Origin of the sequence: Kribbella sp. NPDC048928 (assembly GCF_043197975.1) — a bacterium.
Lineage (GTDB): Bacteria > Actinomycetota > Actinomycetes > Propionibacteriales > Kribbellaceae > Kribbella.
Genome location: NZ_JBICUC010000001.1, coordinates 1,233,877 through 1,246,508 on the forward strand (window position 1 = coordinate 1,233,877; position 12,632 = coordinate 1,246,508).

General features: G+C 68.3%; 14 protein-coding genes. 4 read left to right on the forward strand and 10 right to left on the reverse strand.

Annotated features, from left to right (window positions below):
* Positions 1 to 66 precede the first annotated feature (66 nt).
* On the reverse strand, positions 67 to 918 hold the full coding sequence (locus tag ACGFI6_RS05925; RefSeq protein WP_393115530.1) for a serine protease: 852 nt from the start codon (positions 916 to 918) through the stop codon (positions 67 to 69).
* 257 nt (positions 919 to 1,175) lie between these two features.
* On the opposite strand from ACGFI6_RS05925, the gene ACGFI6_RS05930 reads away from it, so the two are divergent.
* Both ACGFI6_RS05930 and ACGFI6_RS05935 read left to right on the forward strand, forming a co-directional pair.
* On the forward strand, positions 1,176 to 2,681 hold the full coding sequence (locus ACGFI6_RS05930; protein WP_393115532.1) for an LCP family protein: 1,506 nt from the start codon (positions 1,176 to 1,178) through the stop codon (positions 2,679 to 2,681).
* 6 nt (positions 2,682 to 2,687) lie between these two features.
* Positions 2,688 to 3,692 carry a glycosyltransferase family 2 protein gene (locus ACGFI6_RS05935; RefSeq protein ID WP_393115533.1) on the forward strand — a complete coding sequence of 335 codons (1,005 nt, stop codon included), beginning with the start codon at positions 2,688 to 2,690 and terminating at the stop codon, positions 3,690 to 3,692.
* A 267-nt stretch (positions 3,693 to 3,959) separates the two neighbouring features.
* Here ACGFI6_RS05935 and ACGFI6_RS05940 read toward each other — a convergent pair whose 3' ends face one another.
* The 7 genes from ACGFI6_RS05940 to ACGFI6_RS05970 all read right to left on the reverse strand — a co-directional run bounded on the left by ACGFI6_RS05940 (position 3,960) and on the right by ACGFI6_RS05970 (position 9,509).
* The gene (locus ACGFI6_RS05940) at positions 3,960 to 4,907 is read right to left on the reverse strand and encodes a type IV toxin-antitoxin system AbiEi family antitoxin domain-containing protein (protein WP_393115534.1); all 948 of its coding nucleotides are present in this window, start codon (positions 4,905 to 4,907) and stop codon (positions 3,960 to 3,962) included.
* Between the two features lie 347 nt (positions 4,908 to 5,254).
* A complete protein-coding gene (locus tag ACGFI6_RS05945) occupies positions 5,255 to 5,992 on the reverse strand; it encodes an ABC transporter ATP-binding protein (RefSeq protein WP_393115535.1) in 738 nt (245 codons plus the stop codon).
* Between the two features lie 19 nt (positions 5,993 to 6,011).
* Positions 6,012 to 6,899, reverse strand: a complete 888-nt coding sequence (locus tag ACGFI6_RS05950; RefSeq protein ID WP_393115536.1) for an ABC transporter permease — start codon at positions 6,897 to 6,899, stop codon at positions 6,012 to 6,014.
* Positions 6,900 to 7,069: 170 nt separating this feature from the next.
* Positions 7,070 to 7,771, reverse strand: coding sequence for a tyrosine-protein phosphatase (locus ACGFI6_RS05955; RefSeq protein ID WP_393115537.1), 702 nt, complete (start codon positions 7,769 to 7,771; stop codon positions 7,070 to 7,072).
* A gap of 58 nt (positions 7,772 to 7,829) precedes the next feature.
* Entirely contained in the window at positions 7,830 to 8,483 is a 654-nt protein-coding gene (locus ACGFI6_RS05960; RefSeq protein WP_393115538.1) for a hypothetical protein, read from the reverse strand.
* A 19-nt stretch (positions 8,484 to 8,502) separates the two neighbouring features.
* Positions 8,503 to 8,826 (reverse strand): AzlD domain-containing protein, encoded by a 324-nt coding sequence (locus ACGFI6_RS05965; RefSeq protein WP_393115540.1) that lies wholly within the window; start codon positions 8,824 to 8,826, stop codon positions 8,503 to 8,505.
* Entirely contained in the window at positions 8,823 to 9,509 is a 687-nt protein-coding gene (locus ACGFI6_RS05970) for an AzlC family ABC transporter permease (RefSeq protein WP_393115541.1), read from the reverse strand. Before ACGFI6_RS05970 ends, ACGFI6_RS05965 begins: the two co-directional genes overlap by 4 nt.
* Before the next feature lie 70 nt (positions 9,510 to 9,579).
* Between ACGFI6_RS05970 and ACGFI6_RS05975 the strand changes: the two genes are divergently transcribed.
* Positions 9,580 to 10,134 (forward strand): helix-turn-helix domain-containing protein, encoded by a 555-nt coding sequence (locus ACGFI6_RS05975; RefSeq protein ID WP_393115542.1) that lies wholly within the window; start codon positions 9,580 to 9,582, stop codon positions 10,132 to 10,134.
* Positions 10,135 to 10,190: 56 nt separating this feature from the next.
* Here the strand turns inward: ACGFI6_RS05975 and ACGFI6_RS05980 are convergent, their stop codons facing one another.
* Entirely contained in the window at positions 10,191 to 11,021 is an 831-nt protein-coding gene (locus tag ACGFI6_RS05980) for an SAM-dependent methyltransferase (RefSeq protein ID WP_393115544.1), read from the reverse strand.
* 164 nt (positions 11,022 to 11,185) lie between these two features.
* Here ACGFI6_RS05980 and ACGFI6_RS05985 point away from each other — a divergent pair, with 164 nt between their 5' ends.
* On the forward strand, positions 11,186 to 12,073 hold the full coding sequence (locus ACGFI6_RS05985; RefSeq protein ID WP_393115545.1) for a helix-turn-helix domain-containing protein: 888 nt from the start codon (positions 11,186 to 11,188) through the stop codon (positions 12,071 to 12,073).
* Here the strand turns inward: ACGFI6_RS05985 and ACGFI6_RS05990 are convergent.
* Positions 12,070 to 12,561: a winged helix-turn-helix transcriptional regulator gene (locus ACGFI6_RS05990; protein WP_393115547.1), complete on the reverse strand. Its 492-nt coding sequence runs from the start codon at positions 12,559 to 12,561 to the stop codon at positions 12,070 to 12,072. The two genes, ACGFI6_RS05985 and ACGFI6_RS05990, sit on opposite strands and share 4 nt — an antisense overlap.
* Positions 12,562 to 12,632: the final 71 nt, after the last annotated feature.

The window sequence follows — 12,632 nt, forward strand, 5'->3', positions numbered from 1 at the left end:
CGTTACCTGATAACCAAGTGGTCTGCGTCACCCCGCAGGCCATCGTTACCTCGTGTTAGAGCAAGGTCAGTGGTGACGGGCCGGTTTCGGAAGTTCGCAGCCGGACTTGTTGAGGTCGATCGCCCGGTCCGTGGTCAGGCAGGTGTAGAGCCACCAGGTCTGCTCGCCGTACGCCGCGCCCTGGTCGACCGTCACGTTGCCGTCGGCGTCCACCTCGCACGGGTTGTTGACGGTGCAGCGCTCGCCGTCCTCGTTGCCGGTGTTGTTGATGCCGATCATCTCGCCGCTGGAGGTGCTGACCACGGGCGATCCCGACGTGCCGCCGATCGTCTCGCAGCCGGGCTGCTGGTACTTGATCGAGTTCTGCCAGGTCCAGTCACCCTCGCGCAGTTCCGGGATAGTGGCCTGCACCGAGCAGGTGTAGATCCGCTCCCAGTAACCGGACACGACCGCCATCCCGGTGCCGTTGTCCGGGGCCTGCTTGGCGAGCGTCAGCGGGGTGACGTTCAGCCGGTCCTTGATCGACGCGTACGTCTCGTTCACCTCGTACACGATCAGGTCGGTCTTGGTCATGGTGCCGAACAGGATCTTGTCGGCGCGGACGGTGCCGGCCCGGCTCGCGTCCGGGTTCAGCAGCGTGATCGACCGGGTCGACGCCTTGTTCACCAGGACCTGGCCGGGCTGCAGGAACCCGCCCTCGTAGCAGTGGCCGTTGGTGAGTACGAGGGCCTTGTCGGTGTCGACGGACTCGGCGTACCGGACGAGGGACGCGGAGCAGTTGCTGAGCGCGGCGATCCCGGTGAAGTCGGCACCCGGCGCGGCCGCTTGTGCCGCTTGTGCCGCCTGAGCCGCTGAGGCGCCGAGGAGGGTGGTGGTCGCGACCGCGGTGGCGGCCAGGAGCGTACGGAAGAGTTTCATGGGGGCGGTTTCCTCACTGGTTGTACTTGGAGGACTTCGTAACGCATCCACCAGCCTCTCTCCATCACAGTTGCGTGAAACCGGCTGTCCACAGGGTCGACGCAGGGGTTTTCCTGCGCTCCGTGTCGAGACTGCTACTCTTCGTCTCCGGATCCGCCCGGTCTCGAACCATCGGCACCACCGGCACGTCGTACCAGGTGATGACAAACGACAAGGTACGGTCGGAAACAGACCTGGACGGAGAACGGAAGGAAGACATGCCGCAGGAGAAACCCGACCTGCGCACTCTCCGCGAGCCGGTCCGGTTCAAGCGAGCGCTGACGCTGCTGCTGATGACGCTGGTCCTGCCGGGATCCGCGCAGATCGTCGCAGGCAGCCGGAAGGCCGGACGCTGGGCCTGGCGAGTGGTCGCCGGCCTGGTCGCGATCGTCATCTTCCTGATCCTGCTCGGCCTGGTCTGGCGCTCCGGGACGATCAACTTCCTGGCCCGGCCGGGGACGCTGCGGCTCGTACAGGTCCTGCTGATCGTGCTCGCGGTCGGCTGGGCGGCGCTGTTCGTGGACGCGTACCGGCTCGGTCAGCCGCTGATGCTGGAGCGCAACCACCGGCTGACGACGAGCATCCTCGACGGCGTGATGATCTTCGTGGTCGTCTTCGCGCTGATCTACGCCAGCGTGATCGTGAACACCCAGCGCGACTTCGTCGCCAGCGTGTTCGGCAGCGGGCAGAAGTCGAAGGCCGAGAAGGGCCGCTACAACGTACTGCTGATGGGCGGCGACTCCGGTGCGGACCGGATCGGCACCCGGCCGGACAGCGTGACCGTCGCGAGCGTCGACGCGGACACCGGCCGGACCGTCCTGATCGGCCTCCCGCGGAACCTGGCCAAGGTCCCGTTCCCCGCCGGTACGGCGATGGCGAAGCAGTTCCCGGACGGCTTCAAGTGGAACAAGTGCGCCGCCGAGTGCCTGCTGAACGCGGTCTACACCTACGCCGCCAACCACAAGAACCTGTTCCCCGGCGACCCGAACCCCGGTGAGACCGCGACCATGCAGGCCGTCTCGGAGGTCACCGGGCTGAAGCTCAACTACTACGTGCTGATCGACCTGGCCGGCTTCCGCGACCTGCTGAACGCGGTCGGCGGGATCACGCTCGACATCGGCAAGCGGGTGCCGATCGGCGGCGGCAGCTCCCCGATCAAGGGTTACATCGAGGCCGGCAAGAACCAGCACCTGGACGGGTACCACGCGCTCTGGTTCGCCCGCTCCCGCGCCGAGTCGTCGGACTACGAGCGGATGGCGCGGCAGAAGTGCGTGATGTCCGCGATGCTGAACCAGCTGTCGCCGTCGACGGTCCTGACCAAGTTCCAGGGAATCGCCTCGGCCAGTAAAGAGGTGGTCAAGACGAGCATCCCGGCCGGTGAACTCGGTACCTTCACGGACCTCGCGCTGGACGCGAAGAAGCTGCCGGTGTCAAGCTTCTCCGCGGTCCCGCCGTTGATCCACACCGGCGACCCGGACTTCGCGCTGATCAAGACCAAGGTCGCGGAGGCGATCGCGAAGTCCGAATCGCTGGACAAGGGCGGCTCAGGAGGAGACGGTAAGACCTCGACCACTCCGAGTAGCACGAGCAAACCGAGTAGCAGCAGTACGAAGAGCAGTAACACTGGCAGCAACAGTACGAAGAAGCCGAGCAAGAAGCCGACCAGCTCCCCGACCACACCCGCCACCGGCGTCGACGACGTCGCATCGATCTGTAAGGCCTGACCTGATATGCCGCTGTCCCACTGGCCACCCGTGTCCGTCGTGATGCCCGTGCTGAACGAGGAACGCCACCTCGAGGAGGCGGTCGGCCGCGTTCTCGACCAGGACTATCCGGGCGTACTGGAGGTCGTGCTGGCGATCGGTCCGAGCAAGGACCGGACCGAGGAGATCGCGGACAAGCTGGCCGAGAAGGACCACCGGATCACCATCGTCCCGAACCCGACCGGCAAGACCCCGGCCGCGCTGAACGTCGGGATCGCGCACGCCAAGCACGACATCCTGGTCCGGGTGGACGGTCACGGCGCGCTCACCGACGGGTACATCACCCGCGCGGTCGAGGTGCTGGACGAGAGCGGCGCGGACAACGTCGGCGGCGTGATGGCGGCCGAGGGCCGGACCCCGACGGAGATGGCGGTCGCGTGTGCGTACCGCTCGCGGCTGGGTCTGGGTGCCTCCACGTTCCACCAGGGCGGCAAGGCCGGTCCGGCCGACACCGTGTACCTCGGCGTGTTCCGGCGGGCCGCGCTGGAGCGGGTCGGCGGGTTCGACGAGACCATGCACCGCGCCCAGGACTGGGAGCTGAACTACCGGATCCGCAAGACCGGCGGGCTGATCTGGTTCACCCCGGACCTCTCCGTCACGTACCGGCCCCGCTCGTCGCTGTCCGCGGTGGCCAAGCAGTTCTTCCACACCGGCCAGTGGCGCCGCGAGGTGATCCGCCGGCACCCCGAGACCGCCAGCAAGCGGTACCTGGCGCCCCCGGTCGCCGTGATCGGCCTCGCCGTCGGCACCATCCTCGGCATCATCGGCCTCGCCACCGGCATCAGCTGGCTCGACCTGGGCTTCATCGCACCCCTCGGCTACGCCCTGCTCCTGATCTTCGGCTCCGCCATGGAAGGCCGCTACCTCCCCTGGAAAGCCCTGGCCTGGATGCCCCTCGTCTGCGCCACCATGCACGTCTCCTGGGGCCTAGGCTTCCTAATAGGCCTCCGAGAACACCCCAAGGCGGTCTAACACCCCCCTCCCCGCCTCCGCCCCCTCCCCGCCCTCGTCCCTCCCCGCCCTCGTCCCTCCCCAGCCCCCCTCGGCCCCGCGCCCCTCGCCCCGCCCCCTCCAAGACGAGCGGATATCCACTCGTCTTGGGGGTTCTCCACTGGTACGCGAGCGAAGACCCCCTGCTACGGATGGATATCCACCCTTAGCGGACTCCCGCGCCATCCCGGGGACGGCGGGCGGGCGCCGCGGCAGGCGGGCGCGGCGGGGTCAGGCTCGGCGGCGGGGTCAGGCTCGGCGGCGGTGGTGGTGCAGGGTGTTGAGGATGCTCGCGGCGAGTTCCGCGGGGTGGTTGAAGTCGGACCAGTCGGTACGGATCACCGTGCGGCCGATGGCGCGGAGGCGGTCCTCACGCCGCTTCTCGCGGATCAGGACCTCGGGCGATCCACCGCCGTACTTCACAGCACCGTCGAACTCGACCACCGACTCGTACTCGTCGAAGTCGAAGTCGACCCGGCCGATCAGCCCGAACCGATCGTAGAACTCGGTCTGCAGCCGAGGTCGCGGCAGTCCGTGCTGGTACATCAGTACCCGCAGCCGCGACTCACCGACCGACTCGGAAAGCCCGTCTCCGAACCGCAGCGCCGCCCGAGCCGTAGCGGATCCGGGCCAGAACGCCATCACGGACCGCAGCCGCCGTACCTCGTTCTCCCCGAGCTGCCCCGCGCGCAGCGCAGCGTCGATACCGACCACCGCGACCTCGAACGGCGCAGCGCACGCGGATTCGAGGGTCGCCCGCGCAACGCTGGTCACGAGCCGCCCGTTGACGACGGTCAGGTCGGCGTCGGTCAGCGCTCCGAGATGATGTTGTACTCCGGCGACGACACCACCGGATCGCCCGTCCACACGGGTGACGTGTACGCGGCGGAGGTCGAGGCCCCAGATCGGCAGGCCGTGCAGGGCCATCGCCGATTGATGGCTGACGGCGACGGAGCCCGGGCGCATCGCGTTCACCACGGCGTGCACCTGCCGGAGGTGCGTCAGCCGGACGCGGTCCCAGGCCGGTAACGCCGTCAGGTCGAGCGCCTCGGCGTACTGACCGCGCCGGACTTGTTCCCAGCTGCCGGCGCGTAGAAGGCGCGCGATCTGATCGTGGGTGCAGCCACTGGCAAGAGCCTGGGCCCGACTGAAGACCCCACCCTGCCCCTGCGCGATCACCCTCAGTCGTCCATTCACCTCCCAAGCATCCACGAACCCCGCACCGCCCGGGCCCCTGATCCACACATCTGTGGACAACCCCCGCACGAGTGGATATCCACCCACCTGGAGGGTCCTTCGCTCCAATACCGGTGGAGAACCCTCAACGCCGGCGGATATCCACTGGTGTGGGGTTTAGCCGGGGCGGGAGGCGGCTAGCCGGGGCGGCGGGGCCAGCTCGGGTGGGGTGGGGGCAGCTGGGGCGCGTGGGGCCAGCCGGGGCGGGTCGGGCCAGCCGGCGCGGGTCGGGCCAGCCGGCGCGGGTCGGGCCAGCCGGCGCGGGTAGGGCCAGCCGGCGCGGGTAGGGCCAGCCGGGGCGGGTGGGGCTAGCTGGGGCGGGTGGATTTTATGTAGGCGGCTATTACTTCTTCTACGGGGCCGTCTTGTTTTAGTTCGCCGGCGTCGAGCCAGAGGGCTCGGTTGCAGGTTTCCTGGACTACGTCGAGGCTGTGGCTGACCAGGAAGACGGTGCCGGCCTGGTCGCGGAGTTCTTTGATCTTGCGTTCGGAGCGGACTCGGAACTCTGCGTCGCCGGTGGCGAGGGCTTCGTCGACGAGCAGGATGTCGTGCGTCTTGGCCGAGGCGATCGCGAACTTCAGACGGGCCGCCATGCCGGAGGAGTACGTCGACATCGGCAGGTCGATGAAGTCGCCGATCCCGGAGAACTCCACGATCTCGTCGTACCGGCGCTGGATCTCGGCCGTCGACATGCCCATCGCGAGACAGCCGAGGACCACGTTCCGGTCGCCGGTGAGGTCGTTCATCATCGCGGCGTTGACGCCGAGCAGCGACGGGCGGCCGCCGGTGTACACGGCTCCGGCCGCGGGCGGGAGCAGGCCGGCGATCGCGCGCAGCATCGTCGACTTGCCCGAGCCGTTGCGGCCGATGACGCCGATCGCGTCGCCCTTGTACGCCGTGAAGCTGACGCTCTTGACCGCGTGCACCTCGCGGATCGTCGGCCGGTCCTGGCGGTTCAGGATCCGCCGGAACGCGGTCGCCGCGGTGCCCTTCCCGCCCTGGCCCGCGATCACCTTGTAGATGATGTCCAGGCGGTCGGCGATCACCGTCGGCTCCACTCCCACGTCAGCCCCGCCCATATCGGTCCTCCGCCCGCCAGAAGTACCAGAACCCGGCGCCGAGCATCACGAACGACCAGACGATCGCGATCGCCCAGGCGTGCGGCAGCTCGTTCGCCTTGTGCTCGGACAGCAGTGACCGGCGGATGATGTCGATGTACGCCGAGATCGGGTTGAACGCGAGCACCTGGGTCAGCCAGCCGGGCGCGTCGACCTGGGCCAGCTTGGCCGGCAGCGAGAAGAAGATGCCGGACGCGTACAACCAGGTGCGGGTGACGAACGGCAGCAACTGCGTGACGTCCGAGACGAACGTACCGATCCGGGCGAAGACCAGCGTGATCCCGATGTTGAACATCACCTGCAGCAGCATCGCCGGTACGACGAGCAGCCAGCGCCAGGCGGGACCGTCGGTGAACCCGACGACCGCGAACAGGATCACGAGCGAGACCAGCATCTGCTGGAGTTCGTTCAGTACGTACGCGAGCGGCAGCGTCGCGCGCGGAAAATGCAGCGTGCGGATCAGCGAGAGGTTCAGCGCAAGCGAGCGGGACCCCTCGGTCATGCAGCGCTGGGTGAACGTGAACACGAAGATCCCGCTGAGCAGGAACGCCACGTAGTTGTCGATTCCGTTCTTGGTCCCGAGCAGGACGCCGAACGCCAGGTAGTACACCGCGGCGTTCAGCAGCGGGGTCAGGACCTGCCAGATCGAGCCGAGCCGCGCGCCGGCGTACATGGCGTACGTACGCGCGGTGGCGTAGCTGACGACGAACTGGCGGCGGCTCCACAACTCGTGCAGATAGGACCCGAGCGGCGGTCGGGTCGAACTCCTGCTGAGTCCGTAGCGTTCGGCCAGCGCCGCTGGATCGGTCGGCTCGCTACCGGTCGGCCCGGTCATGGGGCCCCCGGCCTGGACCGAGGAGCGGAGGGAGCGCAGCGACCGGAGCGACGAGGGAACGCCGGGAACCAAGGCGCCAGGATCTGCCGCGCCGGAGGTGCGGCCTTCAGCACTGCGGCGGTCGGCATTGCGTTAATGTACTGTGCTCCGCGGCTCGGGGGTGATGCAGGTCAGCCGACCAGGCGGGCTCTCAGCCGCGCAAGGTCGTCGTTGGTAAGACCACCGTGCCGCAGGTATGCCTCCGGACCGCCGTACGTGGTGTCCAGATGCCGCAGGATCGCGACGATCGACTCGGCCCGCGTGTCGCGGAACTCGACCAGCTCCGGATGCTTCGAGACGTCGGGCTCCGCGGCCAACTGCTCCTCGAGCCAGATCGCGAGCCGCGACTGGGTCAGGTAGTAGTCCGCGACGATTTCTTCCTCCGGTACGCCGGCGATGCTCAGCGCCAGCGCGACGATCATCCCGGTCCGGTCCTTGCCGCCGTGGCAATGCACGACGACCGCGCCGTCCGGCTCGTCGGCGATCGCCTTCACCGCAGCCGCGAACAGCTCCGGGCGCTTGTCGAGCATCCACGTACAGGCCTCGATGATGGTCGGCTGCCCGTGCTGCGGGTCGGCCGGATCCTGCAGCGACTGCCGGACCGCCAGCGGCGTGCCGGTGAACGGGGTCGGGGCCTGCGCCACCTCGTCGTCGCCGCGCAGGTCGAGGATCCGGCTCACCCCGGACCGCCGCACCGCCTCGACCCCGTCCGGAGTCAGGTACTGCAGACTCTCGGACCGAATCAGCACGCCCGCCCGCGTCTCCCGCCCGTCAACCGTCGGCAACCCACCAACATCCCGAACATTCCGGCACCCACTCCACTGCAGATCCATGAACCCATCCAAACAGACAACTCAGTACAGACGCCGAGGTTCGGCGTCCAGGCAGCGGTCAGTGGTCCTGGGGGCGGTTCGGGTTGGGGCCTGGGTTGTAGGGCGGGGGCGTTGGGAAGGTGTGGGTGGGGTTCGGGGAGTTGGGCGGCTGGTAGGGATTGGCGGGCGGGCCGGGGAAGGTGTTGGTGGGGCGGTTGCGGCGGTTCTTGCGGACGATGCCGACGGTGAGGAGCGTGACGCCGAGGCCGATGAAGATCAGCAGCGAGAAGATCGTGCCGAGGATCGACACCACGAACGCGACGACCGAGAACTTCGGCCCGGCGGCGTACGTCGCGCTGGTCTCGTCGTCGGTGCAGGAGATGCTGTAGTCGCCGGCCGGCACCGGCTCGGCCGAGCGGGCCACCACGTACCAGCTGTTGCCGTTGACCGTGATCGTCTCCGACCCACCTGGTCGCTTGGTCGGTACGTCGTTGCCGTCCGCATCCTGCACCTTGCACGGGGGCGCCAGCACCGGGACGGACGAGTAGATCGTCAGGCCCTCCTCGCTCAGGTGGACCGTGCCGTTGTCGATCGGCTGCGGCGTCCGTGGCGCGGTCTGGACGATCCGCCAGACGAAGAACCCGGCCAGCAGGACGCCGACCACCAGGCACGCGATCCCCGCGAGCTGCAGGATCGGCTTCTTCGGCGCTACGGACATCCCCGGCATGCTCATGGCAGCACGCTATCTGCTCTCAGGGCACGCCGAGCAGCCGCAAGCCGGCCGCAGTCGCAGCAGCAGCCACGACAACCAGGACGAACGGCACCTTCCGCCACGCAAGCACACCGCCCACGAGCACCCCAGCAGGTCGCGCGATCCCGGCCGGACCGTGCCCCTCGGTCAGCGCGGACGTGGCAACCAACGCGGACAGCAGCACGATCGCGGCTGCGGCGAGCAACTGCTGCGCCCGCTCGGGCACCTCGAACCGGCTCCGCAACGCCGGCCCCGCGAACCGCATCGAAAAGGTGCCGACGGCAAGTACTGCGATGCCGACGAGCAGCAGCGGCGTGTTCGTCATCGGGCCACCTCCATCGCGGGCTTGTCCGCCCGGTAGAACACCACTCCGACCAATGCGAGCAGGACCGGCAGACCGGCCGGCAGGAAGGGCGTTGCGGCCAGCGCAACCAGTACGCCGACCAATGCCGCCGTACGCGTCCTCCGATCGCGTAACGCCGGAAGGACCAGCGCCAGCAGAACCGCCGGGAACGCGGCGTCCAACCCGAAGACGTCCGTGTCCGTGATGACCGAACCGGCCAGACCACCGAGCACGACGCCGATGTTCCAGCAGACGAAGATGCCGACGCCGCCGGCCCAGTACGCCGCCCTCCGCTGCTCCAACTCGTCCTGCCCCATCGCGAACGCGACGTTCTCATCGGTCATCACGTGGCTGCCCGGCCACCGCCGCCACCCGCGGCCGATCACGTCGCTGACCGCGAGGCCGAACGCGACGTGCCGGCTGTTCACGAGCAGGCCCGCGATCATCGCCGCGATCGGACTCCCGCCGGCCGCGACGATCCCGACGAACAGGAACTGCGACGCGCCCGCGAACACCACGATCGACAGCAGCACCGGCACCCACAGCGGCAGCCCGCCGCCGACACTGATCGCCCCGTACGACAGCCCCACGACGCCGTCGGCCAGGCACACGAGCGCAATGTCGCGGGCCAGGCCCCGGTCGAGTGTTCGCCAGATCGAACGCATGGGCACTATAGTGAACAGCGCATGACCTGTTCGTCAAGCCGAACAATCAGACCGATGGAGCGAACGACCGATGGACAACCGGGCCCCACTCGACGTGATCGCAGCGTCCCTGCGCCGGCACCGCGCCCGCGCGGGCCTGTCGCTGACCGAGGCGGCCAAGCGCGCCGGCGTGGCCAAGTCGACGCTCTCGCAACTGGAGTCGGGCACCGGCAACCCGAGCGTGGAGACCCTCTGGGCGCTCGCGGTCGCGCTCGACACCCCGTTCTCCGCGCTGGTCGACCCGCCGCGCCCGAAGGTGCAGATCATCCGCGCCGGAGAGGGCCCGGCGATCTACTCCGACCGGGCCGACTACAGCGCCACGCTGGTCGCATCGAGCCCGCCGAACGCTCGCCGCGACCTCTACCGGATCGTCGCCTCCCCCGGCCCCGCCCGGAAGTCCGACCCGCACATGCCCGGCGTCGTCGAGCACGTCATCCTCAGCACCGGCCGCGCCCTCGTCGGCCCGACCGACGACCCCGTCGAACTGCTGCCCGGCGACTACGTCGCGTACCCCGGCGACCTCCCACACCTGTTCCAGGCGCTCGAGGAGAACACCGCCGCCACGCTCGTCTCCGAGCACGTCTGAGCAATCCCGCAAAAAAGTTGCCCGAAGCAACAGGTGCTCCGGGCAACTCGCGAGGCTCAGACCTTGCGGCCGACCGCTCCGACGATGCACTCCTCCACCTGGTTCAGCGGCGTGATCCGCGGGCCGTCCGGCCACCAGTCGTCGCAGAGCACCAGGCCCGGCTCGATCAGCTCCTGGTCGGGGAAGAACGCCATCAGTTCCGCGCGAGTGCGGAACCTGCCACTGCCCATCGGGCTGTGGATGAACTTGTCTTCCATCCTCCGGGCGACCTCGGAATGCTCCGGCGTCTCCGGGTTGAAGAAGTGCGAGACGACTGTGTACGACCCGGGAACCACGGCGTCGACGTACGTCTGCATGATCTGCGCGCCCTCGGTACCGATGTAGTGGTGCAGAGTGCCGTTCTGGATCACGGCGATCGGCTCGCTGAAGTCGAGGAAGGTACGCACCTCCTCCAGGGCCAGCACCTGTTCCGGCTCGAAGATGTCGGCGCTGACGAACCGCGTGTTCTCGTTCTCCTCGAGCAGCGCGCGGCCGTGCGCGAGCACCACCGGGTCGTTGTCGATGTAGAGCACCTTGGCCTCGGGCTGGATGCGCTGCACGACCTGGTGGGTGTTCTCGGCGGTCGGCAGGCCCGACCCGCAGTCGAGGTACTGCGTCATACCGGCCTGGCCGGCCAGGAACCGGCAGGCGCGGATCAGGAAGTTCCGGTTCGACCGGGCCAGGTCCTGGGCCTGCGGCGCCGCGGCCTGGACCCCGCGCAGTACCTCGCGGTCGACCTCGAAGTTGTCCTTGCCGCCCAGGAACGCGTCGTACACTCGGGCGATACTGGCCCGGGAAGTGTCGACGCCGACCGGGTTCGAGCTTGGGGCCTTGGCCGCATCGACCATCAGTGAACCTCGCAGAGAGCAATCGGGAAGTCTGGTCCGGCCGACTCTACCGAGAGTGCGGCGTACTGAACACACCGTATCGGCGGTGTGGGTGGACATACTCACGATCTGTTATGAAAAGATCTACTGTTGTACATCGCAACACCGCTGCTGGGAGGTCAGAGGTGACAGAGCCGGGGGCGTCCAGCGGCCCGACCGCTCAGCGCATCATCCTCGGCACACACCTGCGCCGCCTGCGTGAGGCGGCCGGTATCAGCCGGACCCAGGCCGCCTGGGAGATCCGCGGTTCCGAGTCCAAGATCAGTCGGCTCGAGCTCGGCCGGGTCAGCTTCAAGGTGCGCGATGTCGACGACCTGCTGACGTTCTACAAGCTCGACGACGAGGCCGAACGCGAACGTTTGCTCACCATGGCCCGGCAGGCGAACGACCCCGGCTGGTGGCAGCGGTACGACGACGTGACGCCGGACTGGTTCCACGACTATCTGGGCCTGGAGATGGCCGCCGACCTGATCCGTACCTTCGAGCTGCAGTTCGTCCCGGGGTTGCTGCAGACACCGGAGTACGCGCGGGCCAGCATCCAGCTCGGCCGGCAGGACATGCCGCTACCGGCCGACGAGGTGGATCGCCTGGTGGCACTGCGAATGAGCCGCCAGGAGGTCCTGACGCGGCAACGACCTGCACGGCTGTGGGCGGTCCTGGACGAGGCGGTGCTGAGTCGCCCGATCGGCAGCCCGGCGATCCTGCGCGCGCAGCTGGAGTTCCTGATCGAGGCCTCGCGCCGGCACAACGTGACGCTGCAGATCATCCCGTTCAGGAACGGCGGCTACACTGCGACCGGCGGCGCGTTCACGCTGCTCCGGTTCAACGACTCCGACCTTCCCGACATCGTCTACGTCGAGCACCTGACCAGTGCCGTCTACCTCGACAAGCGCGACGAGCTCGACACGTACGTCGTCACGATGGACGCGGTCTCGATCACCGCCGCCCAGCCGCGCGAAACCGAAGCCCTGCTCCGGCGCGCGATCGAGCGTCTCGACGACGACCTGCTCTAACGCCGCTGCGCGCCGGGGCCGGGGCGGAAGGCAACCTCTCGCGGCGTGGGCTCATGACCGCACTCGCACTGCAGCACGACCGACACGCGCTCGCCGCAGTCGCCGCGATGCTGTGGAACGAGCGGCGGACCGGCGTCGAGGGGCAGGTACTGGTCGGCCCACTGGAGCATCGCGACGAGCACCGGGTAGAGGTCGAGACCGGCCTGCGTCAGCCGGTACTCCGAGCGCTCCCGCTGGCCGGGCAGCCGGTACGGATGCCGGCGGATCAGGCCGCGCTCGATCAGCGCCGCGAGCCGCTCGGTCAGCACCTGGCGCGGGATCCCGGCCCGGGACCGGATGTCCTCGAACCGGCGGACACCGACGAAGAGCTCGCGCAGTACGTGAAAAGTCCACTTGTCACCGAGGATCTCCATCGTCCGGGAGATCGTGCAGTTCTCCGTGGACCAGTTCATCGCTTCCGGGATCTGTTCCTGCACCGCCGCATCCATACCGCTCATGATAAGTCCGCTTGACAGACTCAGCCAAGCCAGGAAGGCTGAATCCGTGAACCAGACTCAGA

What these genes read in the sequence shown, in the direction of transcription:
- ACGFI6_RS05925 (WP_393115530.1), bottom strand. Translation starts at nt 918, where the DNA reads ATGAAACTCTTCCGTACGCTCCTGGCCGCCACCGCGGTCGCGACCACC.
- ACGFI6_RS05930 (WP_393115532.1), top strand. Translation starts at nt 1,176, where the DNA reads ATGCCGCAGGAGAAACCCGACCTGCGCACTCTCCGCGAGCCGGTCCGG.
- ACGFI6_RS05935 (WP_393115533.1), top strand. Translation starts at nt 2,688, where the DNA reads ATGCCGCTGTCCCACTGGCCACCCGTGTCCGTCGTGATGCCCGTGCTG.
- ACGFI6_RS05950 (WP_393115536.1), bottom strand. Translation starts at nt 6,899, where the DNA reads ATGACCGGGCCGACCGGTAGCGAGCCGACCGATCCAGCGGCGCTGGCC.
- ACGFI6_RS05955 (WP_393115537.1), bottom strand. Translation starts at nt 7,771, where the DNA reads ATGGATCTGCAGTGGAGTGGGTGCCGGAATGTTCGGGATGTTGGTGGG.
- ACGFI6_RS05960 (WP_393115538.1), bottom strand. Translation starts at nt 8,483, where the DNA reads ATGAGCATGCCGGGGATGTCCGTAGCGCCGAAGAAGCCGATCCTGCAG.
- ACGFI6_RS05965 (WP_393115540.1), bottom strand. Translation starts at nt 8,826, where the DNA reads ATGACGAACACGCCGCTGCTGCTCGTCGGCATCGCAGTACTTGCCGTC.
- ACGFI6_RS05970 (WP_393115541.1), bottom strand. Translation starts at nt 9,509, where the DNA reads ATGCGTTCGATCTGGCGAACACTCGACCGGGGCCTGGCCCGCGACATT.
- ACGFI6_RS05975 (WP_393115542.1), top strand. Translation starts at nt 9,580, where the DNA reads ATGGACAACCGGGCCCCACTCGACGTGATCGCAGCGTCCCTGCGCCGG.
- ACGFI6_RS05980 (WP_393115544.1), bottom strand. Translation starts at nt 11,021, where the DNA reads ATGGTCGATGCGGCCAAGGCCCCAAGCTCGAACCCGGTCGGCGTCGAC.
- ACGFI6_RS05990 (WP_393115547.1), bottom strand. Translation starts at nt 12,561, where the DNA reads ATGGATGCGGCGGTGCAGGAACAGATCCCGGAAGCGATGAACTGGTCC.